This window comes from Flavobacterium rakeshii, assembly GCF_009741375.1.
GTDB lineage: Bacteria > Bacteroidota > Bacteroidia > Flavobacteriales > Flavobacteriaceae > Flavobacterium > Flavobacterium rakeshii.
In genome coordinates, this window is sequence record NZ_WOWP01000011.1 from 206,639 (window position 1) to 231,302 (window position 24,664).

At 39.8% G+C, this 24,664-nt stretch carries 25 protein-coding genes and 1 tRNA gene; 9 read left to right on the plus strand and 17 right to left on the minus strand.

The features are described 5' to 3' along the window. Window positions 1–22 precede the first annotated feature (22 nt). From GN157_RS03510 to GN157_RS03540, 7 genes are all read right to left on the minus strand, one after another. Window positions 23–379 carry a DUF4180 domain-containing protein gene (locus GN157_RS03510; RefSeq protein WP_157481738.1) on the minus strand — a complete coding sequence of 119 codons (357 nt, stop codon included), beginning with the start codon at window positions 377–379 and terminating at the stop codon, window positions 23–25. Between the two features lie 173 nt (window positions 380–552). Further along, window positions 553–629 (minus strand) — tRNA-Asp (locus GN157_RS03515). A gap of 128 nt (window positions 630–757) precedes the next feature. Continuing rightward, the gene (locus tag GN157_RS03520; RefSeq protein WP_157481739.1) at window positions 758–1,684 is read right to left on the minus strand and encodes a DUF58 domain-containing protein; all 927 of its coding nucleotides are present in this window, start codon (window positions 1,682–1,684) and stop codon (window positions 758–760) included. Between the two features lie 31 nt (window positions 1,685–1,715). Then, window positions 1,716–2,867 carry a hypothetical protein gene (locus tag GN157_RS03525; RefSeq protein WP_157481740.1) on the minus strand — a complete coding sequence of 384 codons (1,152 nt, stop codon included), beginning with the start codon at window positions 2,865–2,867 and terminating at the stop codon, window positions 1,716–1,718. Between the two features lie 17 nt (window positions 2,868–2,884). Further along, a complete protein-coding gene (locus GN157_RS03530; RefSeq protein ID WP_157481741.1) occupies window positions 2,885–3,586 on the minus strand; it encodes a hypothetical protein in 702 nt (233 codons plus the stop codon). Next, on the minus strand, window positions 3,576–4,133 hold the full coding sequence (locus tag GN157_RS03535) for an RNA polymerase sigma factor (RefSeq protein WP_157481742.1): 558 nt from the start codon (window positions 4,131–4,133) through the stop codon (window positions 3,576–3,578). The genes GN157_RS03530 and GN157_RS03535 overlap by 11 nt, the downstream gene beginning before the upstream one ends. Window positions 4,134–4,279: 146 nt before the next feature. Continuing rightward, window positions 4,280–5,341, minus strand: a complete 1,062-nt coding sequence (locus GN157_RS03540; protein ID WP_157481743.1) for an NADH:flavin oxidoreductase — start codon at window positions 5,339–5,341, stop codon at window positions 4,280–4,282. Window positions 5,342–5,506: 165 nt separating this feature from the next. Between GN157_RS03540 and GN157_RS03545 the strand changes: the two genes are divergently transcribed. After that, a complete protein-coding gene (locus GN157_RS03545; protein WP_157481744.1) occupies window positions 5,507–5,857 on the plus strand; it encodes a winged helix-turn-helix transcriptional regulator in 351 nt (116 codons plus the stop codon). A gap of 62 nt (window positions 5,858–5,919) precedes the next feature. Here the strand turns inward: GN157_RS03545 and trxA are convergent, their stop codons facing one another. The 3 genes from trxA to GN157_RS03560 form a co-directional block, all read right to left on the minus strand. After that, window positions 5,920–6,237, minus strand: coding sequence for a thioredoxin (gene trxA, locus GN157_RS03550; protein WP_035134421.1), 318 nt, complete (start codon window positions 6,235–6,237; stop codon window positions 5,920–5,922). A gap of 118 nt (window positions 6,238–6,355) precedes the next feature. Continuing rightward, window positions 6,356–10,855, minus strand: a complete 4,500-nt coding sequence (gene dnaE / locus GN157_RS03555; RefSeq protein ID WP_157481745.1) for a DNA polymerase III subunit alpha — start codon at window positions 10,853–10,855, stop codon at window positions 6,356–6,358. Between the two features lie 206 nt (window positions 10,856–11,061). Further along, complete coding sequence (locus GN157_RS03560; protein ID WP_157481746.1) at window positions 11,062–11,532, minus strand: DUF6252 family protein; 471 nt, start codon at window positions 11,530–11,532, stop codon at window positions 11,062–11,064. Window positions 11,533–11,764: 232 nt separating this feature from the next. On the opposite strand from GN157_RS03560, the gene GN157_RS03565 reads away from it, so the two are divergent. From GN157_RS03565 to GN157_RS03600, 8 genes are all read left to right on the plus strand, one after another. Further along, window positions 11,765–12,301, plus strand: coding sequence for a 30S ribosomal protein S16 (locus GN157_RS03565; RefSeq protein ID WP_157481747.1), 537 nt, complete (start codon window positions 11,765–11,767; stop codon window positions 12,299–12,301). A 14-nt stretch (window positions 12,302–12,315) separates the two neighbouring features. Next, the gene (rimM, locus tag GN157_RS03570; protein ID WP_035134429.1) at window positions 12,316–12,846 is read left to right on the plus strand and encodes a ribosome maturation factor RimM; all 531 of its coding nucleotides are present in this window, start codon (window positions 12,316–12,318) and stop codon (window positions 12,844–12,846) included. A gap of 77 nt (window positions 12,847–12,923) precedes the next feature. Further along, the gene (locus tag GN157_RS03575) at window positions 12,924–13,631 is read left to right on the plus strand and encodes a tRNA1(Val) (adenine(37)-N6)-methyltransferase (RefSeq protein WP_157481748.1); all 708 of its coding nucleotides are present in this window, start codon (window positions 12,924–12,926) and stop codon (window positions 13,629–13,631) included. A gap of 156 nt (window positions 13,632–13,787) precedes the next feature. Further along, window positions 13,788–14,966: an acyl-CoA dehydrogenase family protein gene (locus GN157_RS03580; RefSeq protein ID WP_035134434.1), complete on the plus strand. Its 1,179-nt coding sequence runs from the start codon at window positions 13,788–13,790 to the stop codon at window positions 14,964–14,966. 94 nt (window positions 14,967–15,060) lie between these two features. Then, window positions 15,061–15,846, plus strand: a complete 786-nt coding sequence (locus GN157_RS03585; RefSeq protein WP_157481749.1) for a DUF3050 domain-containing protein — start codon at window positions 15,061–15,063, stop codon at window positions 15,844–15,846. A 125-nt stretch (window positions 15,847–15,971) separates the two neighbouring features. Next, window positions 15,972–18,020: a M43 family zinc metalloprotease gene (locus GN157_RS03590; protein WP_157481750.1), complete on the plus strand. Its 2,049-nt coding sequence runs from the start codon at window positions 15,972–15,974 to the stop codon at window positions 18,018–18,020. A 117-nt stretch (window positions 18,021–18,137) separates the two neighbouring features. Next, a complete protein-coding gene (locus GN157_RS03595) occupies window positions 18,138–19,223 on the plus strand; it encodes a sensor histidine kinase (protein ID WP_157481751.1) in 1,086 nt (361 codons plus the stop codon). Further along, complete coding sequence (locus GN157_RS03600; RefSeq protein ID WP_157481752.1) at window positions 19,220–19,900, plus strand: LytR/AlgR family response regulator transcription factor; 681 nt, start codon at window positions 19,220–19,222, stop codon at window positions 19,898–19,900. Before GN157_RS03595 ends, GN157_RS03600 begins: the two co-directional genes overlap by 4 nt. 39 nt (window positions 19,901–19,939) lie before the next feature. Here GN157_RS03600 and GN157_RS03605 read toward each other — a convergent pair whose 3' ends face one another. The 7 genes from GN157_RS03605 to trmB all read right to left on the minus strand — a co-directional run bounded on the left by GN157_RS03605 (window position 19,940) and on the right by trmB (window position 24,568). Further along, complete coding sequence (locus tag GN157_RS03605; protein WP_157481753.1) at window positions 19,940–20,269, minus strand: 2Fe-2S iron-sulfur cluster-binding family protein; 330 nt, start codon at window positions 20,267–20,269, stop codon at window positions 19,940–19,942. A gap of 1 nt (window position 20,270) precedes the next feature. Next, entirely contained in the window at window positions 20,271–21,323 is a 1,053-nt protein-coding gene (locus GN157_RS03610; protein WP_157481776.1) for an NAD(P)/FAD-dependent oxidoreductase, read from the minus strand. Window positions 21,324–21,420: 97 nt separating this feature from the next. Next, window positions 21,421–21,660: a NifU family protein gene (locus GN157_RS03615; RefSeq protein ID WP_035134441.1), complete on the minus strand. Its 240-nt coding sequence runs from the start codon at window positions 21,658–21,660 to the stop codon at window positions 21,421–21,423. Between the two features lie 3 nt (window positions 21,661–21,663). After that, window positions 21,664–22,794, minus strand: a complete 1,131-nt coding sequence (locus GN157_RS03620; RefSeq protein ID WP_157481754.1) for an Mrp/NBP35 family ATP-binding protein — start codon at window positions 22,792–22,794, stop codon at window positions 21,664–21,666. A gap of 114 nt (window positions 22,795–22,908) precedes the next feature. Then, window positions 22,909–23,250, minus strand: coding sequence for an MGMT family protein (locus GN157_RS03625; RefSeq protein ID WP_157481755.1), 342 nt, complete (start codon window positions 23,248–23,250; stop codon window positions 22,909–22,911). Between the two features lie 2 nt (window positions 23,251–23,252). Continuing rightward, window positions 23,253–23,891, minus strand: a complete 639-nt coding sequence (locus tag GN157_RS03630; protein ID WP_157481756.1) for a lysine transporter LysE — start codon at window positions 23,889–23,891, stop codon at window positions 23,253–23,255. A 2-nt stretch (window positions 23,892–23,893) separates the two neighbouring features. After that, window positions 23,894–24,568, minus strand: coding sequence for a tRNA (guanosine(46)-N7)-methyltransferase TrmB (trmB, locus tag GN157_RS03635; protein ID WP_317163502.1), 675 nt, complete (start codon window positions 24,566–24,568; stop codon window positions 23,894–23,896). Window positions 24,569–24,664: the final 96 nt, after the last annotated feature.

Genomic DNA, 24,664 nt, shown 5'->3' on the forward strand with positions numbered 1-24,664 from the left:
AGCCTCCTTATAAGGAGGCTTTTTATTTATTGATGTTAATAGCTTTCTCTACAGAAGAAACAAAATTGACAGTACTCCCCTTATTACTTTCAAAAATAAAATCATTTAAGCTCTTACTTCCATACTTATCAAAATCACCCACAATAGCCAGCCTGATTTTATAATTGGAAAATTTTTGAAGTATCTCCCCTGCCATACGGGTTTTTAAATCAAAAAATGAAGGTGTGATATTCTTTTCTTGAAGCACTACCTTATCAAACCCCTGATAGTACAGATTCCCTATCAGGTCTTTTCCGTCTTCAACAGTAGTAATAATAATGTTCTGAGAAATTATTTCTGCTATGGTAAGATTATCTGTTTGGTGTGTTTTAATTTCCATATAACCTGATTTTAAAACCAAATGTATTAAAATCAAAAAAGCCCTCCAATTTAATGGAAAGCCTTTCATTCGGTTTAACTACTAAACCAGCCCGTTAGGGCAAACAACACAACTAATCTTAAATGCTTTGAGGCGAAAAAAGCCCCGCAATTGCGAGGCTACTTCTCCTTTACTGGCGGTCTGGACGGGACTCGAACCCGCGACCCCATGCGTGACAGGCATGTATTCTAACCAACTGAACTACCAAACCAGCGTTTTTAATAAAACCGGCGCTTTGTAAGTGCCGTTGTTTGTTTCATTATTACGGGTGCAAATATACGGCGCTTTTTGACATTTGCAAGCCTTTTCAAATAAATTTTTAAAAAAAATTTTCGCTTTTTAGCCAAACTTTTGTTTTTCAACCAAGTATGTAATTAAAATTTTTTCAAATTTTTCGTCCACCGAAACCGGAACATACTTAATTCGGTACTGCATACAGGTCTCCTCTATCTTCCTAAAATAGTCGGCAACTCTTTTTTCGTACTCTTCTTTTATATTTTCGGCAAATAAATTCACCTGTTCACCCGTTTCAAGGTCCACAAATTTGCGCGGAGCATTGTCAAAATCAAAACTGAACTCAGTTTTTTTATCCGTTACATGGAAAAGCACAACTTTATGCTTATTGTGTTTTAAGTGCCTTAGTGCATTAAACAATGCTTCGTTATCCTCGGTTTGGAACATATCAGTAAACAATATAATCATCGACCTGCGGTGCATCTTCTGTGCTATTTGGTGCAAATAAGTAATCGTGTCAGTATTTTTAGCTTCTCCCGGTTTTTGCAGTACATCTTCAAGTTTGTTTAAAAGCATCCTGTGGTGCCTGCCACTACCTTTCTCGGGCGCATAAAACTCATACGAATCAGAATACACACTTAATCCCACCGCATCACGCTGCCTTTTGAGCAAATCCATAAGCACTGCCGAAGCCAATACCGAAAAACCTATCTTATTCTCATAAAACGGCTGTCCGTCTTTTAAAGCCGGATAATGCATGGACGAAGAGTTATCCAGTATAATGTGACACCTTAAATTGGTTTCCTCCTCATAACGCTTAGTATAAAGCCTATCGGTTTTTGCAAACAGTTTCCAGTCTATATGACGGGTACTTTCTCCCGGATTATACACTTTGTGTTCGGCAAACTCTGACGAGAACCCGTGAAACGGACTCTTATGCATACCGGAAATGAATCCTTCCACAATCTGGTTTGCCAAAAGCTCCAGATGCCCAAATGATGATATTTTCTCTAATTGCGATTCTAGCTTCATATCCCAAATGTAACGAAAAAAAGCGGAGCCTTTACAAATCTAGCCTCACTCCAAAAGACACGGCATGTTCCTTATAAGTGGAATTGTCAAAAATAGGATTAAGCTCATATCGTGCAAAAAGACTAATCGCCCCAAAACCTACATATCCGTCCAGTCCGTACACAAATTTATTTACGTTATAGTCTGCCCTGTTTTTATCCACTACCTTTTTACCGTCTATTTCATATTGCAGTCGCTGTACAGCTCCTGTATTCACTCCTACATAACCACCTAAACCTACTTTAAAACTGGTAGTGGTATCATACCTGAAATAATCTTTATATTCTTTTTTCTTCGAAGGACCAAACTCAAGATGTACCGGCACAACAAGGTTTTCTGTTCGCAGGAAGCTGTTTTTAAGCTCATACGGAAACTGCTGTACTATTGTCTTACCGTTGTCATTCACAAAATACTTATCCTTACCCGGAGAGTACATACTTATTTGGTATGACAAACCATAAGACAGCCTGAAATAATTTGAATCCTTTAAAAGTCTTGTTTTAAAAGCCAGGCCTAACTCAAACCCGCTACTTCTCCAAAATTTATAACTGTCTCCTATGGTTTGCCCATCACCTACGGCATTCACAAATCCCGACTTAAACACTACATCCCTATAAGTGCGTTTATCATACTTGGTTTTTTTATCCAGCCCTTTATAATCCAGCCCCAATAAAAAGCTTCCCTTGTCATCTATCACATTACCAATCCCCAAAGCAACATAAGCCCCTGTATTAGGCTTATAACTGTACATTGCCACATCTCTTTCAGTAAGAGCTATCTGATTATCTATAATAGCCGTCCTGTTATCTATATTCAGTGCCGATCGCTTTGCCGCTTCCTTTTTAAGCGCAGTAGCTTTTTCCTGATTTATTTCTCCTTTTTCAAGTTTCTTGTCTATATCGGCAACAATCTTTTTAAGTTCAAACTTTTCGTTCTCAATAATATTCTGCTTTTCTTCCTTAAGATCATCCAGGGTATTTTGCTTTACCCTCGCATAATATTCTTTTTCTCTTTCGTCCAGTTCGGCCTTTTTTTTCTCTTTTACAGATAGTTCCTTTACACTATCACTCTCGGTTTGAGCGTTAACTTTAGGCAAAAAAATCCCTGTCGCCAAAAAGGCGATACACAATAAGGTGCGTTTCATAATTTAAAAAATTGAAGTTATTGTTTGTCTTTTACAGCTATGCGTATGGTTTTATGCTTAAGTGAAAATATACTCATAGCCTTTTCACGGTAGTATTCATCCATTTCAGCCTCTACTTCTTTCAGTAGAGCGGTATCGTTTGTAGTATTAGATAAATGTTTGTTTGCTGCGACATCTTTCACAGCCTCTTTTAAAAGCATATCGGTTTCCTGCTCATAGAACTTGTCCTCTTCTATAGAAACAAGTGCCTCTATCGGTTCAACATGCAAATTGAATTCAGGTTGTTTTTTCTTTATCACAATCTCTTGATCAGCTACCGAAGCCATTTCCTGTTTTTCAGTAACTACCTCAACACTTTGTTTCTTAACTAAAACCTCGGGCTCTTTATAAGCAACTGCCTCCGTTTCTTTTATTTCTACAGATTTACTAACAACAGCCTCTTCTGATGGTAATACCGGAGCCTTAACCTCTCCACCATCCACAACCTGCGGTTCGGTTATAATAACATCGGTTTTATTTTGCATAAGGAAAACATACCCTGAAGCTAAAAGGAAAAACACTGCCGCTGCCGCATAATAAGCAAACACTTTTTTCTTTTTCTTTTGGGTTTTACCCTGTTGCCTGTTATTCGCAATACGGTCCCAGGCTTTCGCCGAAGGTGTAATGCTTCGGTTGCCCAGTTTATCTGCTAATTGTTGTTCCAGGTTTCTATCTTTCATTTTCAATCCTCCTTACTTTTCCCAATTGTTCCTGTAGCTGTTTCCTTGCCTTAAACAATTGTGATTTTGATGTATTCTCACTAATATTTAGCATCTCTGCTATCTCTTTGTGGCCGTACCCCTCAACCGCAAACATTACAAGTACGGTACGGTAGCCCTCGGGAAGTTTATCAATCAGTAACTGGAGCAACTCGGCATCCATATCCTGATTATCGGTTATAACAGGCGCTACTTCGACTTCTGTTATATCTTCAAAATAAAGCTGAGTGCGCTGTCGTAAAAAATCAATAGACTCCCTAACCATTATACGCCTTAACCAGCCCTCAAAACTCCCTTCAAACCTAAACCTGCCCAAATTATCCAGCGCACGGGTAAACCCCTCTATCATTACATCTTCGGCATAATGCATATCTTTAATATACATCCTGCAAACGCCAAGCATTTTTGCTGCATAGCGGTCATAAAGCTGCTTTTCGGCCCTGCTGTCTCCCTGCAGTATCTTTTTAATAACAGCTTCATCAGAAGTATGTAAGCGAATAATTTTCAAACTCTGTTTAATTGGTTTATATCTGAAAGACGGAATTTTTATTCTTCAGGTTGCCTGAAGAATAAAAATTTTTTAAAAATACTGAAAATAAAAAAGTCCGAAGCAGTATTGCTCCGGACTCCCTTAGCCTGATAAGCTAAAATCAATTAATATAATTTTTGCACACTGGCAGCCTCAAAAGGCTTTATATCCTCAAAACTTCCTGCTTTTACTTTTTGAACCCACTGCGGATCCTGTAACAGGGAACGTCCTACAGCAACCAAATCAAAATCACCACGTTCAAAACGACGTAACAGCTCGTCTATTTTAGTAGTTTCGGCACCCTGACCTGTCCACACTCCCATAAAATCATCTGAAAGTCCTACAGATCCAACCGTAATAGTTGGCTGACCGGTTACTTTTTTAATCCATCCGGCAAAGTTCAGGTCGCTACCCTCATACTCAGGTTCCCAGTACCTTCTTTGTGAACCGTGAAAAATATCCACTCCGGCTTCAGCAAGCGGCACCAACCACTCTTCCAGTTCGGCAGGGGTTTGTGCCAGTTGCACGGTATAATCCTGCTGTTTCCATTGTGAAAGACGAAGGATGATTACAAAATCAGGTCCAACAGCCTCACGAATAGCCTTAACCACATCGAGCGCAAAGCGGCTGCGCTCCTTTAATGTCTTTCCTCCATACTCATCTGTTCTGTGATTGGTTTCAGCCCAAAAGAACTGGTCTATCAGGTATCCGTGTGCACCGTGAATTTCCAATGCATCAAAACCTAAGGCTTTTGCATTTTTAGCAGCATCGGCAAAGGCTTTGATTGTAGCTTCTATATCCTGAAGCGTCATGGCATCAGGGCTTTCAAGCGGAGCTTCCGGCAACCACGGTCCTGCCTGTGTATTCCCTACATGCCATATTTGCGGAGCGATTAACCCTCCCTTATTATGTACCGCCTGTGCTACTTTACCCCAGTTTGCCAATGCCTCATCTCCGTAGAAATTAGGAATATCTTTCATGTTTTTAGAAGCGGGCCTGTTTATAACTGTACCCTCGGTAAGTATAAGTCCCACACCGGCAGCAGCACGGCGTGAATAATAGTCGGCTATTTGTTCGTTAGGTACGCCACCTGTAGCAAAAGCACGGGTCATGGGTGCCATAACAAAACGGTTTTTAAGGGTAAGTCCTTTATATTGAAACGGATTAAAAAGGGCGTCTAAATTCATTTTTCTGTTTTTTAATTTTTAAGGTTCTTAAATTATCAGCTATGCGAATAGCACTATCATTTAAATAGTTACACAAAGTAACTGATAATAGTTTACTTTTGTAACTATTAAGGTTTTAAAGTGGTAACCAACAAGTAACCAACAAGTAACCAACAAGTAACCATCATGGCAAGAAATATTTTTAAATACAGCGACTGCCCCATGCACCGCTCTATGGCGATACTGGGCTCTAAATGGAAGCCCATAGTGATTTATGCACTAAGAGAACGCACAGCACGTTTTGGGCAAATACACGCCATTATAGGCAGCATATCTAAAAAAGTACTTACAACCACCTTAAAGGAGCTGGAAGAAGACGGTATTTTAAACCGTACCGAATACAGGGAACTGCCCCCAAGGGTAGAATATAACCTTACAGATAAAGGACGCACGCTTATCCCAATAATTATACAGCTGGCAAAATGGGATAACGAGCATTATGAAGAAAAAAGGGAGAAACTGGAAACAACTCCTTAACCCTATAAAAACAAAAATCCCGGGCCATGCCCGGGATTCATGTATATTGTTACAAAAACTGATTATAGTAACGCATCAATAGCATCAGTATATGTTTGCTTTGGAGCAACACCTACCTGTCTTCCAACAACTTCTCCGTTTTGGAATACTAATACAGTTGGGATGTTTCTAACACCATATTTAGCAGCAAACTCCTGGTTAGCATCTACGTCTACTTTACCTACAACAGCTTTTCCGTCATACTCTGAGCTAATCTCTTCGATGATAGGACCTACCATTCTACAAGGACCACACCATGCAGCCCAAAAATCTACCAAAACCGGTTTATCTGATTTTAATACTACTTCGTCAAATGTAGCATCTGTGATTTCCTTTGCCATATTATTATATATAAATAGTTAAGTTTATAAAGAACAAAAATAGGTATAAATATTTAATTGAAAAGTGAAACGTTTATTAGTTTTAATTATGAATAAATAGACGTAACCTATCAAAAATTTAATTTAGCTTAAAATTAAGTTGTAACTTTTCAAGTTCGTGCAAAAGCTCGTTTGAAATTTTCACCTTCAGTTTACGGCTTGGCATAACCACCTTTGTAACTACCTGTATATCCTCTACATCTGTCATTACGCTTTCCGGCATTTCACCATCCAGTTCAGCCTCCACTTCACCGTCCAGTTGTTCATCGGCTACAGCAGCTACCTCAACCTTTCGCTTAACACGTTCCAGTTCCATTACCTCAAACTGTACCGAATGGTCTCCCTTATTATGCATAAACAACTCATTTAAATGAATAATGAGCTGCTCCTGCAGTTCGGTAATATTAAACTGTATAATGAGCTTTTTAGCAAAAGTGGTAAGTACATCCTGAAGGTACTGTATCGCTATAAACTGTATTCTCGGTTCACCGCGTTTCCCTTCGGCATTTACCCAGCCTTCACGCACCAGTATTTTCATATAGGTAAAGTTGTTAGGGATAAGGAAGTGCCTGAACTTTAAATACTCCTCTCCATAAATACGGAACTCATAACTCTCGTCATACCCTTCGAGCATGAAGGACGCCCAACCTTTACCGTTTTTAGCTATACGATGTTGCACATTTGAGATGATACCCCCAAAGCTAAGATTTTTACTTACATGCTGTTCCAGGCTTTTTAACGCATCAAGCTTAGCATTACAAAAGTATTTCATCTCAAACTTGTAATCATCAAGCGGGTGACCCGATATATAGATACCCACTACCTCTTTCTCCTTGGCAAGTTTTTCCATGGTACTCCATTCCTCACATGCCGGAATTACCGGCTCGGGTATCTGTACATCACTCGACTCACCAAAAAGACTCACCTGAGAGGAGTTCTCATTTTCCTGATACTTGGACCCATAACGCATTGCCTTTTCCAGGAAGGTAATATTATCCCCCTCCTCATGATGGAAGTACTGCGCCCTTTGGGTATCGGTAAAACAGTCAAATCCTCCTGCCAGCGCCAGGTTTTCAAATGCTTTTTTGTTAGCAGCACGTAAATCAATACGCTTTGCCAAATCAAATATAGATCGGTATCTTCCGTCTTTACGGTTCTCTACTATGGTATCAACAGCACCGGCACCCACACCTTTAATTGCTCCCATACCAAAACGTACCGCACCCTGATCGTTTACCGTAAACTTATAGTACGATTCATTCACATCGGGTCCAAGTACCTCTAAGCCCATTCGCTTACACTCTTCCATAAAGAACGATACCTGCTTAATATCATTCATGTTATTGGAAAGTACCGCCGCCATATACTCTGCCGGATAATGTGCCTTTAGGTAAGCCGTTTGATAGGCCACCCATGCATAACAGGTAGAGTGCGACTTGTTGAAGGCGTAACTCGCAAAAGCCTCCCAGTCTTTCCATATTTTCTCCAGTACTGTGGCATCATGACCTTTTGCAGCGGCCTGCTCCACAAACTTGGGTTTCATTTTATCCAGTACGTCTTTCTGCTTTTTACCCATCGCCTTACGCAGTACGTCGGCCTCACCTTTGGTAAAGCCTGCCAACTTTTGCGACAGTAGCATTACCTGCTCCTGGTATACGGTAATACCATAGGTTTCCTTTAGATATTCCTCACAGGCTTCAAGATCGTATTTAATTTCTTCCTCACCGTTTTTCCTTCTTACGAAACTCGGGATATATTCCAGCGGCCCCGGACGGTACAACGCGTTCATCGCAATAAGATCGGCAAACACGGTAGGCTTTAGGTCCTTCATGTACTTTTGCATACCGGGCGATTCGTACTGGAATACACCTACGGTTTCACCACGCTGGAAAAGCTCATACGTCTTTTTATCGTCTATCGGGAAATTATCGGGATCGAGATCTATATTAAAGCGGTATTTTACCAGCTTCACCGTATCTTTTATCAGGGTAAGGGTCTTTAACCCCAGGAAGTCCATTTTAAGGAGTCCGGCACTTTCCACCACCGAGTTGTCAAACTGGGTAACATACAAATCGGAATCCTTTGCCAGCGATACCGGAACGAAGTTCGTAATATCATCGGGCGTAATGATAACCCCACAGGCGTGGATACCTGTATTACGCAACGAACCTTCCAGTACTTTTGCCTGCTGAATGGTTTCACCCGCAAGGTCTCCAGCATCTGCCATACCTATAAGCTCCTGTACCTTTTCAAACTCTTCCGAACGCAACGCACCTTTAAGCGCATTAGGATCAAGATTAAATATCTTAGCCAGTTTCATGTTCGGGATAAGCTTAGCAATCTTATCGGCTTCAAAAAGCGGAAGATCAAGCACCCTCGCCGTATCACGTATGGACGATTTTGCTGCCATGGTACCGTAGGTAATAATCTGTGCTACCTGGCTCGCTCCATATTTATTGATTACATAATCCATTACACGACCACGACCCTCATCATCAAAGTCGATATCAATATCGGGCATCGATACACGGTCGGGGTTAAGGAAACGCTCAAAAAGCAGATCGTAAGCAATAGGGTCGATATTGGTAATACCCAAACAGTAGGCTACCGCCGATCCTGCTGCCGAACCACGGCCCGGCCCTACGGAAACCCCAAGATTTCGTGCCTCGGCAATAAAATCCTGTACAATAAGGAAATACCCCGGATAACCGGTATTCTCGATGGTTTTAAGCTCAAAGTCAAGCCTCTCCCTTATATCATCGGTAATTTCCTCATATCTTCTTTTAGCTCCTTCATAAGTAAGGTGCCTTAAAAATTTATTCTCACCGCGTTTACCTCCGTCTTCATTATCTTCTTCCACCTGAAATTCTTCCGGAATATCAAACTTAGGAAGAAGTACATCACGGTAAAGCGAGTATATTTCTATTTTATCTACTATATCCTGAACATTAACAATAGCTTCAGGCAAATCAGCAAAGAGCTTTTTCATCTCGTCCCCTGATTTGAAGTAGTATTCATTATTAGGAAGTCCGTAACGGAAACCTCTACCACGTCCCTTTGGCGTAGCCAGCTTCTCGCCATCTTTTACACACAGTAAAATATCGTGGGCGTGGGCGTCATCCTTATCTACATAATAGGTATTGTTTGTAGCAATAAGCTTAACGTCGTGCTTTTTAGCCAGCCTGATAAGCGAGTCGTTTACACGATTCTCATCTTCCTGCCCGTGACGCATAAGCTCTATATAAAAGTCATCTGCAAACTGATCTTTCCACCACAGCAAAGCTTCCTCTGCCTGGTTCTCACCTATATTCAAAACCTTATTAGGTATCTCACCATACAGGTTACCCGAAAGCACAATTACATCTTCCTTATACTGCTCTATAACTTTTTTATCAATTCTTGGCACGTAGTAAAAACCTGCGGTATAGGCTATAGATGCCATTTTTGCCAAATTGTGATAGCCGTTTTTGTTTTTGGCCAGCATTACAATCTGGTAACCGTTGTCTTTCCTTGATTTGTCTTTATGATCTTCACAAACAAAAAACTCACAACCCACAATAGGCTTCATAGTTACCTCGGTAGGTTCTTCACCATTCTCAATAAGCTCCTTGTTTTTAGCTTCGGCAGCCTTATTGTGGTTAAGCACATTACTCACAAAGTGGAATGCCCCCATCATGTTAGCATGATCGGTCATGGCTACCGCCGGCATTTTATGCTTTGCAGCCGCCTTAACCAGGTTAGGCACCGCTATGGTAGACTGTAGTACCGAAAACTGGGTATGGTTATGCAGGTGCACAAACTCTACCTCTTTTAAGTCCTGCTTAAGCTCTTCGGTGACATGGCTTACTTCCTGAGCACCTTTTAATTTATCAAGGCGTTTCCTTACTTCTTCAGAAGCTGCTTTAAGGTTAATGTGTTTTAACCCTATTAACTGTATAGTTTGCGGATTGGCTTCCTTAAACTCACGATAGTAAGTAGGCGGTACATCAAGCTCCTCTAAAGTAAATACTTCCCTTTTAACCAGTTCAAGGAAACAACGCGTGGTAGCCTCAACGTCGGCAGTTGCATTGTGAGCCTCGGCAAAAGGTTCTCCAAATAAATATTCATGAAGCTCGGTTAGTGTGGGTAGTTTAAATTTACCTCCACGACCTCCGGGTATTTTTAATAGTTCGGCAGTAACCTCGGTACAGGTATCCAAGATTTTCATATCCTGTAACGGAGTATCTACACCAAACCTGTAGTACTCACTTCCCATAATGTTAACGTCAAAGCCAACATTTTGTCCTACTATAAATTTGGCTTTCGCCATTGCTTCATTAAACTTCTCCAATACACCCTCGAGCTCTACACCCTGCTCCATAGCAAGTTCTGTAGATATACCGTGAATACGTTCGGCATCATAGGGAATATTAAAGCCATCAGGTTTTATTAAATAATCCTGATGCTCTATAAGCTGCCCCATCTCATCATGCAGCTGCCATGCTATTTGTATACAGCGCGGCCAGTTATCGGTATCACTAACAGGAGCGTCCCATCGTTTAGGTAATCCGGTGGTTTCGGTATCAAAAATCAAGTACATAACCGGTTAATTATTTGGAAGTTAAAAGAAAAGCATTCCCTTAAGGGTAACTTTTCAAAAATACAGTTTTTCAGTCAACAATAAAAACAAAAAAACCATCCTTACGGACGGCTCAAAATGAAGTCTTTACACGCTTAATAAATTCTTAACACATATAATTTGCAAATAAAAAAGCCATCCGTTTGGGATGGCTTTTGTTTTCTTTATTATTGGCCTACCGGCTGTATTGGCACTCTGTAAAAAACACCGCTTCTGAAGTTAACTACCGTTCCGTCATCCTCAACTGCATTAAAACGGAAGGTACCTGTTATAAAACCCTGAACAAGATCAGTATCCTCAGCTAGTATTTCAATTCTTCCGTTACCTAAATCAGTACCTGTCTGATAGTTCATTTCTATCCCGTCAACAGAAACCGAATAAGCCGCCTTATTTTGCTCATTCAGACCTAGTTCGTAAACACCCGGATCTACAGAGGCAGTCCTTAATACAAGGGTTTCGAAACCATTTGTTGCCTGTATGGTAAGTGAATTATCTGTTTCTCTTGTCGCGGTGTACTCTACTGCCCTCCACAACTCATCGTCTCTCATTGCCTGTACGGCCGGATTATTGAATTGGATGTCTTCTTCACATGAGGCAAAAGTAACCATCAGCACTAGTAGTGATAAAATCTTTTTCATTATTAATATATCTTAAAGAAATGGTGTATCAAATTTTACAACGACAAAAATAGTTTTTTATGACATATATCCTAATTAAATTATAATAAATCACAATAAAAGTATGTATTTTGAACTTTTTGAACGTCAAAATTCATAAAAATTAACGCAAAAAAAGTTTGTAAGCTAAAGTTTCATATATTTGCACCCTTAATTAACAGAGGTCGGGTACCTCAAACTTAATCTAAAGATTATGCCTGTAAAAATCAGATTACAAAGACACGGTAAAAAAGGGAAACCTTTTTACTGGGTAGTAGCGGCAGATTCCCGCTCAAAAAGAGATGGTAAATTCCTTGAAAAAATAGGAACTTACAATCCTAACACTAACCCTGCAACTATCGACATCAATGTTGAAACAGCTGTACAGTGGTTACACAACGGTGCTCAGCCAACTGACACTGCAAGAGCTATCCTTTCTTACAAAGGTGCTTTACTTAAACACCACCTGGACGGAGGTGTTCGTAAAGGTGCTCTTACTCAGGAGCAGGCTGATGCTAAGTTTGCTGCTTGGTTAGAACAAAAAGATTCGAAAGTAAGCGCTAAGAAAGACGGACTTTCTACTGCTAAAGCTGACGCGAAAGCTAAAGCTCTTGAGGCAGAGAAAAAAGTTAACGAAGATCGTATTGCTGCGAAGAAAGAAGCTGAAGCTGCTGCTGTTGCTGAAGAGACTACAGCTGAAGCTGAAGAAAACACAACTTCAGAAGAAAACACAGAAGAAACCCAAGCTTAATTTGACTGCGATTTATGCGTAAAGAAGATTGTTTCTATTTAGGCAAGATCGCCAAAAAGTTTAGCTATAAAGGCGAAGTCCTTATCTATCTTGATACCGACGAGCCGGGTTTGTATGAAAACATGGAATCAGTGTTTGTTGAATTCAACAAACACCTGGTTCCATTTTTTATTGAATCATCTTCAATTCATAAGGGCGACTTTTTAAGAACCCGCTTTGAAGATATAGACAGCGAGGAAGAAGCCGAAAAGATTTTAGGCTGCGAAGTATACCTACCGCTATCTATGCTACCTAAACTGGAAGGCGATAAATTTTACTTCCACGAAATAATAGGCTTTGATGCCGAAGACCTGCGACTGGGCAACATTGGTAAAATAACCGGTGTAAATGACACTTCGGCCCAACCTCTTTTTGAAATCCTTAAAGGTGATATAGAAATACTTGTCCCTATGATAGATGATTTCATTGTAAAGGTAGATCGTGAAAACAAAAAAATTATACTTGATACTCCCGAAGGACTGGTAGACCTGTACCTTGATATATAGTTTATTTCAGGCTACATACTAACTACCTCAACCTTTAATCTTACAAATCTAAATTCTAACATCTCACTTTTTAAGAAATGTTCCAGTTTAAGCAATTTACTATCCAGCAGGACCGATGTGCAATGAAAGTAGGTACCGATGGTGTATTGCTTGGAGCATGGACACCGGTGAGTAACAATCCGTTTAGCATTCTTGACATTGGAGCCGGAACCGGACTCATAGCTTTAATGATGGCTCAACGTAGTACTGCCGAACAGATTGACGCTATAGAAATTGACGATGAGGCTTACGAACAGGCTGTAGAGAATTTTGAAGAAAGTAAATGGGGTGACCGACTGTTTTGCTACCATACCGGGCTGGACGAATTTGTTGAGGAAATGCACGATGAAGAGTATGACATTATCGTTTCAAACCCTCCTTTTTATTCTGAGAATTACTCATCCGGTAACGAACAAAGAGACAAAGCCCGCTTTACCGAATCACTTCCTTTTGAACACCTTATTGAAGCCGCTGCGATATTATTATCTGAAAACGGTATCTTTTCGGTTATCATTCCTTTTAAGGAAGAAGAAAAATTTATAGCCATTGCTACCGAATTTGACCTGTACCCAGCCAAAATTACAAGAGTTAAAGGCACACCCGATACCGAAATAAAAAGAAGCCTTATGGCTTTTACCAGACAACAAGCTGAAACAAATTTTGACGAGTTAGTTATTGAAACGGCACGCCATCAATACACCCCGGAATACACCGAGCTTACTAAAGATTTTTATTTAAAACTGTAAGCTCCCTCCCTTTTCATAACTTATCGGGTTTTAAATTTCACTCTTGTTACTACAGCAGGAGCGCTTTCATTTTTACCTTACTATAAAAAATACAACATTTTTTTATGGATTTGTTACAATTCTTCTTTACTTTTGCCATCAACTAAAACGTTATAAATGAAACCTGATTTATTTCAAGCTCCTGATTACTATCTTCTTGACGAACTATTGTCAGACGAACATAAAATGGTTCGCGATGCTGCCCGCGAGTGGGTAAAACGCGAAGTATCTCCAATAATTGAGGATTATGCTCAAAAAGCAGAATTCCCAAAACAAATTATTAGCGGCCTTGCCGATATTGGTGCATTTGGCCCTTACATTCCTGAAGAGTACGGAGGTGCCGGTTTAGACCAAATCTCTTACGGACTTATAATGCAGGAAATAGAAAGAGGTGATAGTGGTGTTCGTTCTACAGCATCAGTACAGTCATCTCTTGTTATGTACCCTATATGGAAATACGGTAACGAAGAGCAACGTAAAAAATACCTTCCTAAACTGGCTTCAGGTGAGTTTATGGGGTGTTTCGGTTTAACAGAGCCTGATTATGGTTCTAATCCGGGCGGCATGATTACCAACTTTAAGGATATGGGTGACCATTACCTGCTTAACGGTGCCAAAATGTGGATATCTAACGCTCCGTTTGCAGATATCGCTGTAGTATGGGCTAAAAATGAAGAAGGAAGAATTCACGGTCTTATCGTAGAGCGTGGTATGGAAGGCTTCTCTACTCCCGAAACACATAACAAATGGTCATTAAGAGCATCGGCTACCGGTGAACTTATTTTTGACAATGTAAAAGTCCCTAAAGAAAACCTTTTACCAAATAAATCAGGGTTAGGCGGTCCGCTTGGGTGTCTTGACTCTGCCCGTTACGGAATCGCATGGGGTGCCATAGGTGCTGCTATGGATTGCTACGATACTGCACTTCGCTATGCTAAAGAGCGTGTACAGTTTGACAAACCTATTGCCGCTACCCAGCTGCAACAGAAAAAACTTGCCGAAATGATTACCGAAATCACTAAAGCCCAGCTATTAACATGGAGACTTGGTGTTTTAAGGAACGAAGGTAAAGCAACATCGGCACAAATATCTATGGCAAAAAGAAACAATGTGGATATGGCCCTGCATATTGCCCGCGAAGCCCGCCAGATTTTAGGTGGTATGGGTATTACAGGAGAGTATTCTATTATGCGCCATATGATGAACCTTGAAAGTGTTATTACTTATGAAGGTACTCACGATATTCACCTGCTTATAACAGGACTTGACATAACCGGTCACGCAGCATTTAAATAAAATATAAGTAAAATTTATACGTTTATTTAAAAATTCAATTGTTAAAAGCTTCTTTGTCTAAAGAAGCTTTTTTAATTTTGTAAAAAACTATGCTATGAATACAGATACCGTTAACAAAAGTATCCAACCCCAAAAAGACCTTCTGTTAAAACACTCTTTATACAGCAAAGTAAAAACGATAGACGATTTAAAGTGTTTTCTTGAAGGACACGTTTATGCCGTTTGGGATTTTATGTCGCTGCTAAAAGCATTACAATCAAAACTTACCTGCACCACTACCCCGTGGTTACCGGTAGGAAATGCTGAGATAAGATACCTTATCAATGAAATCGTACTGGCAGAAGAAACCGATATTACCTTAGAGGGTAAAAGACAAAGCCACTACGAAATGTATGTGGATGCAATGGAAGAATGTGGTGCTAACACCAGCGAAGTAAAAGCATTTTTACAGGATGTGGTAAACACCCAAAACATTTTTGTTTCCATAAAACAGAGTCACCTGCACGAAAAAATTAAAGAATTTCTTGACTTCACTTTCAGGATTATTGAACAGGGCAAACCACATGAAATTGCCGCAGCATTTACCTTTGGACGTGAAGATCTTATTCCGGCAATGTTTACAGAAATACTTAGAAACTTCCAGAAGAATTTCCCTGAAACCAATTTGGAGAGACTTATCTATTATTTTGAAAGACACATAGAACTGGATGCCGATGAGCATGGCCCAATGGCAATGCAAATGATTAGTGAACTATGTGGCGAAGATGAGCAAAAATGGAAAGAGGTTGAAGAAGCTTCAAAACAGGCGCTTGACAAACGTATTGAACTATGGAATGCCATTGAGGAAAACATTATGCACCACGACATGGCATCAATATAAAAAAAAGAGTATAAAACCCTGAAATCCCGATATATTATATCGGGATTTTTTTGTTAAAACAGCAAATTAATCGGCTTGCATATAAAATATTATGTATTTTCGGCGCTGAATTTAAATACCTAATAATGAAATTAAACACTACTACTATTAAAATCGGTTTACTTGCATTGTCTGGTTTGCTATCAGCAGGAGCTTTTGCGCAAAACAAAAAGGCAAAACAATTTGGACCAAACCAAAAAAACGGGTTCATTAACTGTGCATCCACACAATACGAAGAAAGCTTACAGAGAAAATTCCCAAACAGATCTAACACAGCGCAGTTTGAAGAATGGATTGCTCAAAAAATAGACGAACAAAAAGCCAAAGGCTTTTTAAAAAACACACAAACCACTAACCAAGTAGTAACCATACCTGTAGTATTTCACATTATACATGATGGAGACGCTGTTGGTGAAAACGAAAATATTGCCGATGAGCAAATACTTTCACAGCTTACCGTATTAAATCAGGACTTTAGAAGAATGGAAGATACTCCGGGCTACAATGAAAACCCTGTTGGCGCTGATATGGAAATAGAATTTTGCTTAGCACAAAGAGATGAGTATGGAATTGCAACCAGCGGTATTACAAGGCATTATTTTGAAAACGATGATCCTTTTGGCTGGGACATGGAGGCTGTTGAAACTATAATAAAGCCACAAACACAATGGGATCCTAATAAGTACCTAAACATTTGGGTACTAAGCAATCTATACATAGGGTTCAATGGCACCCCTTTAGGTGAACTTGCCGGATATGCTCAATTCCCAACAGAATCAGGACTTGAAGGACTTGAAGGGGATGGACTACCAATACTTGCCGAAACAGACGGTGTTGCACTTGGAGCAATGTATTGCGGTTCTTCAGACATTTATCCTGAAGGTTATTACAATGAGGAAAGCGGTAAAGACAAAGGACGTTCAGCCTCACACGAAGTAGGACACTATTTCGGCTTAAGACACATTTGGGGAGATGGAAATTGTGACTTTGACGACTATTGTGAAGATACACCAACAGCAGCACAAGCTAATAGCGGATGCCCTACAAATATGGACTCATGCCTTGATTCTCCCGGACTGGATATGATTGAAAACTATATGGACTACACTAGTGATTTATGCCAAAATGTTTTCACCCAAAACCAAAAAGAAAGAATGCAAGCAGTATTAGCTAACTCTCCAAGAAGAGCATCACTAATTACATCTGACGGTTGTATTCCTGGAGTTGTTTATAACAATGACGGATCACTAAACGTAAATCCGCTTCAGCAAGCATGTGGAGAGGATTTTGTTCTAACCATCAACCTTAAAAACACAGGTACAAATACAATTACAGTTGCCGAAATAAACTATACTATTGACGAAGAAGCTGCTGTTTATAACTGGACAGGTGAACTTGAAAATGGAGAAACTACCACTATAGAACTTCCGATTTCAGAACCTACAGCAGGTGAACACACTCTTAGTCTGTCTATAGCATCTATAAACAACACAGAAGACGAAGCTCCATTAAATGACACTATAATACAAGATTTCTCCTATACACCGGTAGCATCATACAACACTCAGGAATTAACAGTTACCATTTTAACAGATGGTTATGGAGATGAGACAATATGGGCTGTTCTGGATGCTAATGAAAATCCAGTTACTTTTGGCGGACAATATAACAATAACACCATGTATACCGAAACTGTTGAACTGGAAGCTAGCCAGTGCTACACCTTTGTAATAATTGACCAAAACGGAGACGGAATGTGCTGTCAATTTGGAGAAGGATACTATGAGGTTACAACTACAGACGGAACAGTTGTTGCATCAGGAGGTTCATTTGATTTCACTGAAGAAACGACATTCTACGTAGATACTACTTTAGGTAATAATGATTATGTTTTTGAAAACGGAATCACACTTTACCCTAACCCGGTTAACAACATTGTAAATATTGCAATGCCAAACAATGAGCTACCGGAAAGCTACACTATATTCAATAACCTTGGACAAGTAGTTTCTCAGGCTAAAGTTAGTTCTCAGGCAAATCTTAGCATAGATGCAAGCTCATACAGCAACGGTATCTACTTTGTAAAAGTTGAGAAAAACGGACAAAGCACTACGCTTAAATTCGTAAAGCAATAATGTTTTAAAAACATATCTCTTAAAAGCCTCTTCAAATGAAGAGGCTTTTTTTTGTATTCATAATTAGGCTACCTGTTAAAATTTTATTCATAGATTTGAGTTAAGGTATAATAGACCATGAATAAAAAAATTTATACTTACCTACCCCATATACTGGGCAGCCTACTATTTTTAAGTATCCCTGTTTTATCATCTCCCGATTTTAACTCAGGCGAACCGCTATTTAGCCTGGTTCCGTTTCAAAAAAGCTTCTTCAGTCATGTACTGTTATTGCTTTTTTTCTATTTAAATTACGGCTACTTAATCCCTAGGTTTTATTTCAGTAAAAAGCGAACTGTTTTCTTTGCGTTGATAGTAGTTTGTTATGCTGCCATAGCGATTACACCATCATTGATTTTTCGTGAACAGTGGCCACAGCAAATGCAGTCACCACCCGAAATGAAAACAAACTTCCCTGAAATAAAAATGCCACCACCAACGGGCATGCCAAAACAGCCGGCAGAATTTTCAAGATTCAGGGCTATGCGCCCCATAGAAGGGAGTACACTTTTCCAGTTCCTGTTGGTCTTTTTTGTTTCGTTACTGCTACGCATCAACCAAAGGCTAACAGATATACAAAGTGAAAAACTAAACACCGAGATTGCCTACCTAAAAGCACAAATTAATCCGCACTTCCTGTTCAATACCCTAAACAGTCTCCATGCGCTTGCCATAACAAAATCAGACGATGCTCCCGAAGCCATCGTTAAACTATCTTCACTAATGCGCTATGTAGTTACCGAAAGTAGTGAAGACTATGTCCCTTTACAGGATGAGATTGAATATGTAAAAAACTACATATCCCTGCAAAAGCTAAGAATGGATAACAGTATTGACTTTCAGTTTAAAATAAAAGGAAATACCGATAATAAAGTAATATCACCCCTGCTGCTTATTCCGTTTATTGAAAATGCATTTAAGTATGGCATTAACCCCGATGAAGAATCGGCTATAGCCATATTAATCCATATAACGCAAAATGAGGTGTTGCTTAACGTTAAAAACAAAAAGGTTAACATTGACCTGCCTGAAAGCGAAAAGAGCGAGAAAGGTACCGAAAACACTTTAAAACGAATAAAACACCTTTACCCCGATAAACATGAAATAACTTTTCATGAAACCGATGACACTTTTGAAGTTAACTTAAAAATAGAGCTGACATGATTAGAGCCATTGCTATAGACGACGAACCACTCGCATTACAGGTAACTTCACATTTTTGCTCGCAGGCAGAAGGTGTTGATTTAGTAAAGACTTTTACCAAAACATCTGATGCGGCTGCCTACCTCAAAAAGCACCCCGTAGACCTATTGTTCCTGGACATACAAATGCCCGGAAAAAACGGACTGGAATTTTACCGAAGTATTGGCACTGAACTACCTGTTATTTTTACCACCGCCTATAGCCAGTATGCCGTAGAAGGGTTTAATGTAAATGCGATAGATTATTTACTGAAACCTTTCTCGTTAGAGCGTTTCCTGCAGGCGCTTGACAAGGCCAAAAAACAGTTACAGCAAAATACTACAGAGCATCCGCACCTGGTTATAAGAGCCAATTATAAACTACAGCGTGTAGACTTTGATAACATTATGCTTATTGAAGGGCTGGACGATTATATTAAAATACACTTACAGGACAAAACCAGCCTGGTAACCCGAATGCCTATGAAGAGCATTGCCGAAAAACTCCCTTCGTCTGACTTTATAAGAGTGCATCGTTCTTATATTGTTCCGGTAAAAAAGGTAATGAGTATATATAACAACACCATCAAAATGGATGATTTTGTAATCCCTATCGGGAACACCTACCGTAAGGAAGTAAGTAAACATTTCAGTTTATAAAATAAAAAAAGCGCTCCGGATTGGAACGCTTTTTTTATTTTATGATTCGGGAGCGAGCTCAATTTCAAGCCCCTCTAAATCTTCTGTAACGGGTATCTGGCAACCCAGCCTACTGTTTGGCTTTACGTAAAATGCTTCAGCCAGCATGGCATCCTCATCAGGCCCCATTTCTGGCAATTCCACATCGTTAAGCACATAACACTGGCAGGAAGCACACATCGCCATACCCCCACATACCCCAATGGTACCTTCGGGAGCAAGCTCGTAAGCCCTAACCACTTCCATTATATTCATCGACATATCAGTAGGCGCCTGCACTTCGTGCATAACACCATCTCTGTCTGTTATTTTTATGGTAACATCTGCCATACTATTCTATTGCTTTTACAACCTGCTTTTCAGCTTCTTTACGGGTTCCGTCAAAACCGTCAACACCGCTTACCGTTGTATATTTAAGAACAAATTTTTTGCCCGGGTTAAGTTTGTTGTACACACTTTGACACATAAGGGTAGCTTCGTGGAAACCACAAAGAATAAGCTTTAACTTACCGGGATAGGTATTAATATCACCTATGGCATAAATACCCTCTATGTTGGTTTGATAATCCAGTGCATTATTAACCTTAATGGCATTTTTCTCAATTTCAAGACCCCAGTTGGCAATAGCTCCCAGTTTTGGAGAAAGTCCGAAAAGCGGAATAAAGTAATCGGTTTTAATAGTCCTGTGTCCGCCATCGTGGTCAATATCCAGTTCTTCAACGTGCTCTGCACCTCTAATACCGGTTACCTCTGCCGGAGTAATCAGGTTAATTTTGCCCTGTTTCTTTAATTCCTGTACTTTCTCTACAGAGTCTAAAGCTCCTCTAAACTCGTTTCTCCTGTGTACCAGTGTAACCTCTTTTGCTACATCAGAAAGGAAAATACTCCAGTCCAGCGCAGAGTCACCACCACCGGCAATAACAATACGTTTATCACGGAAAAGCTCAGGATCTTTTACAAAATACTCTACCCCTTTATCCTCATAGAATTCCAAATCTTCGATTATAGGTTTTCTGGGTTCAAAGCTACCTAAACCACCGGCAATAGCAACTGCCTTAGCATGGTGTTTTGTCCCTTTGTTTGTGGTTACAATAAAGGTACCGTCTTCCTGCTTTTCTATGGTTTCGGCTTTTTCGTTAAGGGTAAAGCCCGGCTGGAACTGCTTAATTTGTTCCATCAGGTTAGTTACAAGGTCTCCCGCTAAAACAGACGGGAATCCCGGAATATCAAAAATTGGTTTTTTCGGATACAGTTCGGCCAGCTGCCCGCCCGGTTGCGGAAGCGCATCTATAATGTGGCATTTCAGCTTAAGCAGTCCTGCTTCAAATACGGCAAAAAGCCCGGTTGGTCCCGCGCCTATTATTAATATATCGGTACTAATCATTTTCTTACTTGGCATAATAAAACAGTTTTAAAGCAAAATTCTTTAAAACTGTTTTTCCTTTTTATGATAATTATCAGCCTTCAGGCCATAATTAACACTATGCAATATTTACTACAGTTTCTATTTGCGGAGCATACTTTTTAATAGTAGTTTCCACTCCGGCTTTTAATGTCATCTGGTTAACGCTGCATCCTACACACGCGCCTTCAAGTCTAACTTTTACATGCTTATCATCTTCAATTTCGATAAGGCTTATGTTACCTCCGTCAGACTCTAGGAACGGGCGGATCTCATCCAGCGCCTTTTCCACATTAAATTTAATTTCTTCTGTTGTCATGGGTTATTTCTTTTTAACTGCTGAACAGCCAGCCATGGTAGTTATTTTAATTGCCTCTGTAGGCGGAAGGTTGTCATTTCTGTTTACGGTTTCCTGTACTACAGATCGTGCCAGCTCTTCAAACGAAGCCTCTAGTGGTGTTGCCGTTTGCAGGGCAGCAGGACGACCGTAATCTCCGGCCTCACGTATACTCTGTACAATTGGCACCTCTCCAAGGAAAGGAACATCTAAATCTTCTGCTAAGTTTTTAGCACCTTCTTTACCGAAGATGTAGTATTTGTTATCAGGAAGTTCATCCGGAGTAAAGTAAGCCATATTCTCTATAATACCCAGTACAGGTACATTGATACTTTCCTGCTGGAACATTGCCACACCTTTTTTGGCATCGGCAAGGGCAACAGCCTGTGGTGTACTAACCACAACCGCACCTGTTAAAGGAAGTGACTGCATTATAGACAGGTGAATATCTCCTGTTCCCGGAGGAAGGTCGATAAGCATAAAATCAAGGTCACCCCAATCGGCATCAAAAAGCATTTGGTTAAGTGCTTTTGAAGCCATAGGACCTCTCCATATAATAGCCTGCTCAGGCGTTGTGAAAAAGCCTATAGAAAGTAGTTCCACGCCGTAGCTTTGTATTGGTTTCATTTTAGATTTGCCGTCAACCTCTACCGAGATTGGTTTTTCCCTTTCTACGTCAAACATAATTGGCATAGACGGACCGTAAATATCGGCATCAAGAACACCAACCTTAAAACCCATTTTAGCAAGGGTAACAGCTAAGTTTGCTGTAATAGTAGATTTACCTACACCACCTTTACCCGAAGATACCGCAATAATATTACTGATACCCGGTATACCTTTACCTTTAATTTCAGGTTTTTCGGGCGCTTCCACCTTTACGTTCACCTTAACCTTAGCATCGGCATTTACTTTTTCCTGTATGGTTTTTATAATATCGGCTTCGGCACGTTTTCTAATATGCATTGCCGGATTAGCAAGTACAAGTTCTACAACAGCCTCATCACCAAAAGTAAGTACATTTCTCACTGCACCGCTCTCTACCATATTTTGCCCTTCTCCGGCTATGGTTATGGTTTCAAGAGCTTTTAATATCTCTTTTCTATCTAGTTTCATAATATTTATACCTTTCTGTTTCAGCCTCTTATTAAGACTGATTTCAAATTGCAAAGATAGTATGAAAACTTTATACAATAAAGTTTTAAAGCAGTAAAAGCGTAATTATGAGAGTTAAAAATCTAATTCGGTTGAAGGATCCCAAAAATGCGCATCGAAATGAACCACTTTATTGTCATCTATTTCGACACCTTCACTTTCCAGTAGTTGCTGCATAAGGTTACTCCCCGGGAAATGATGTTTACCCGATAGTAGCCCCTGCCTGTTAACCACCCTGTGTGCCGGAACATCGTCCCTGCCATGACAGGCATTCATAGCCCAGCCCACCATTCTTGCCGAACGTGCCGCACCAAGATATTTTGCTATAGCTCCATATGATGTTACCCTTCCGTTTGGGATTAGACGGGCAACATCATACACCCTTTCAAAAAAATTATCATTTTTGTTTTCGGGCATGGCTACATATTTCTAAGTAGTTTGATTAAAGTAATTACAGATACGATTCCGGTTACACCACCAATAAAGTAGTTGACGTTTTTCATAAAAAAGCCCGACCTGTTTTCCAGCTTTTTAAAGAAAACAATATATAGGTAAAACACCCCGAAAGTACTACTCACAGCCCCCATTACAAACAGGAATACAAACAGGTTATCAAAAGAGAAATACTTATAAGCCGAGAGTGTTACACTCATTACCACATAATATGGAATTGGAAAAAAGTTAAGTACCGAAAGCAGTACACCCAAAAAGAAACAACTGGTACGCGACCTTAGTTTCACCGGTTCGTCTTCATCTTCATTTTGCTGTGGCTTTTTTGCAATAAATATAAAATAGACGGTAAGCAGTACAAATATACCAAGCCCCACCTCTTCCAAAAGGTTGATAATATCAGGCCTTCGGCTTATAAATTTTGCAAACGAAACAGCAATATACGACTGGATTAAAACAATAAACGTAGCGCCTGCAGCAAAAACCACAGCACACGATTTACCGTCCCTCAGGCTAATTTTGGCTGCTGTCATATTTATCAAACCCGGAAGCAAGATGCCCGGTGTTGCGACAAGTATACCTATTAGCACAGGGAAAATTATATCCATATTTACTTTATTTTAAACTGAATATAAGTTATTGGTTTACCTTTTTCAAGATACTGTTGCTCGTAAAATGTTTGTATAGAGGTTACCTCTTTTGGAGCACCGTGGTTTTCATATATGTTATGGTTAGCATATATCACCTCGTGTCCTTCACCATGAAGTAGCCCCAGCGTATAACCGTGCATAAATTCACTGTCGGTTTTAAGGTTCATTATACCATCCGGCGTAAGTATCCTTTTGTAACGTTGCAGGAATTCAGTATTGGTTAACCTGTGTTTGGTACGCTTGTATTTAATTTGCGGATCAGGGAAGGTAATCCATATTTCAGAGATTTCACCTTCGGCAAAAAATTCCTCAATAAGTTCAATTTGGGTACGTAAAAAACCTACGTTATGTATCCCTTCATCAACAGCTGTTTTAGCTCCTCTCCAAAAACGGGCACCTTTAATATCAATACCGATAAAGTTTTTATCCTGATAATAACGGGCAAGGCCAACAGAGTATTCACCCTTACCACATCCCAGTTCTAAAACAATAGGATTATCATTTTTGAAAAACTCACTTCCCCATTTGCCTTTTAACGGAAAATTACCCGCTAAAGCCTCTTCCCTTGTTGGCTGAATTACATTGCCAAAGGTTTCGTTTTCCCTAAAACGCTTCAGTTTATTTTTACTTCCCACAATTAAATTTAAAATTTTGGTAAAATTAGGGAAATATACGAAACTGAGAATAGTTTTAGCTTGCACTTATTAAATAGTTATTAAAAACTTAAAGTT

Coding starts and splice junctions, on each gene's coding strand:
- GN157_RS03510 (WP_157481738.1), bottom strand. CDS start 379: ATGGAAATTAAAACACACCAAACAGATAATCTTACCATAGCAGAAATA.
- GN157_RS03520 (WP_157481739.1), bottom strand. CDS start 1,684: ATGAAGCTAGAATCGCAATTAGAGAAAATATCATCATTTGGGCATCTG.
- GN157_RS03525 (WP_157481740.1), bottom strand. CDS start 2,867: ATGAAACGCACCTTATTGTGTATCGCCTTTTTGGCGACAGGGATTTTT.
- GN157_RS03530 (WP_157481741.1), bottom strand. CDS start 3,586: ATGAAAGATAGAAACCTGGAACAACAATTAGCAGATAAACTGGGCAAC.
- GN157_RS03540 (WP_157481743.1), bottom strand. CDS start 5,341: ATGAATTTAGACGCCCTTTTTAATCCGTTTCAATATAAAGGACTTACC.
- GN157_RS03545 (WP_157481744.1), top strand. CDS start 5,507: ATGGCAAGAAATATTTTTAAATACAGCGACTGCCCCATGCACCGCTCT.
- trxA (WP_035134421.1), bottom strand. CDS start 6,237: ATGGCAAAGGAAATCACAGATGCTACATTTGACGAAGTAGTATTAAAA.
- dnaE (WP_157481745.1), bottom strand. CDS start 10,855: ATGTACTTGATTTTTGATACCGAAACCACCGGATTACCTAAACGATGG.
- GN157_RS03560 (WP_157481746.1), bottom strand. CDS start 11,532: ATGAAAAAGATTTTATCACTACTAGTGCTGATGGTTACTTTTGCCTCA.
- GN157_RS03565 (WP_157481747.1), top strand. CDS start 11,765: ATGCCTGTAAAAATCAGATTACAAAGACACGGTAAAAAAGGGAAACCT.
- rimM (WP_035134429.1), top strand. CDS start 12,316: ATGCGTAAAGAAGATTGTTTCTATTTAGGCAAGATCGCCAAAAAGTTT.
- GN157_RS03575 (WP_157481748.1), top strand. CDS start 12,924: ATGTTCCAGTTTAAGCAATTTACTATCCAGCAGGACCGATGTGCAATG.
- GN157_RS03580 (WP_035134434.1), top strand. CDS start 13,788: ATGAAACCTGATTTATTTCAAGCTCCTGATTACTATCTTCTTGACGAA.
- GN157_RS03585 (WP_157481749.1), top strand. CDS start 15,061: ATGAATACAGATACCGTTAACAAAAGTATCCAACCCCAAAAAGACCTT.
- GN157_RS03590 (WP_157481750.1), top strand. CDS start 15,972: ATGAAATTAAACACTACTACTATTAAAATCGGTTTACTTGCATTGTCT.
- GN157_RS03595 (WP_157481751.1), top strand. CDS start 18,138: ATGAATAAAAAAATTTATACTTACCTACCCCATATACTGGGCAGCCTA.
- GN157_RS03600 (WP_157481752.1), top strand. CDS start 19,220: ATGATTAGAGCCATTGCTATAGACGACGAACCACTCGCATTACAGGTA.
- GN157_RS03605 (WP_157481753.1), bottom strand. CDS start 20,269: ATGGCAGATGTTACCATAAAAATAACAGACAGAGATGGTGTTATGCAC.
- GN157_RS03610 (WP_157481776.1), bottom strand. CDS start 21,323: ATGATTAGTACCGATATATTAATAATAGGCGCGGGACCAACCGGGCTT.
- GN157_RS03615 (WP_035134441.1), bottom strand. CDS start 21,660: ATGACAACAGAAGAAATTAAATTTAATGTGGAAAAGGCGCTGGATGAG.
- GN157_RS03620 (WP_157481754.1), bottom strand. CDS start 22,794: ATGAAACTAGATAGAAAAGAGATATTAAAAGCTCTTGAAACCATAACC.
- GN157_RS03625 (WP_157481755.1), bottom strand. CDS start 23,250: ATGCCCGAAAACAAAAATGATAATTTTTTTGAAAGGGTGTATGATGTT.
- GN157_RS03630 (WP_157481756.1), bottom strand. CDS start 23,891: ATGGATATAATTTTCCCTGTGCTAATAGGTATACTTGTCGCAACACCG.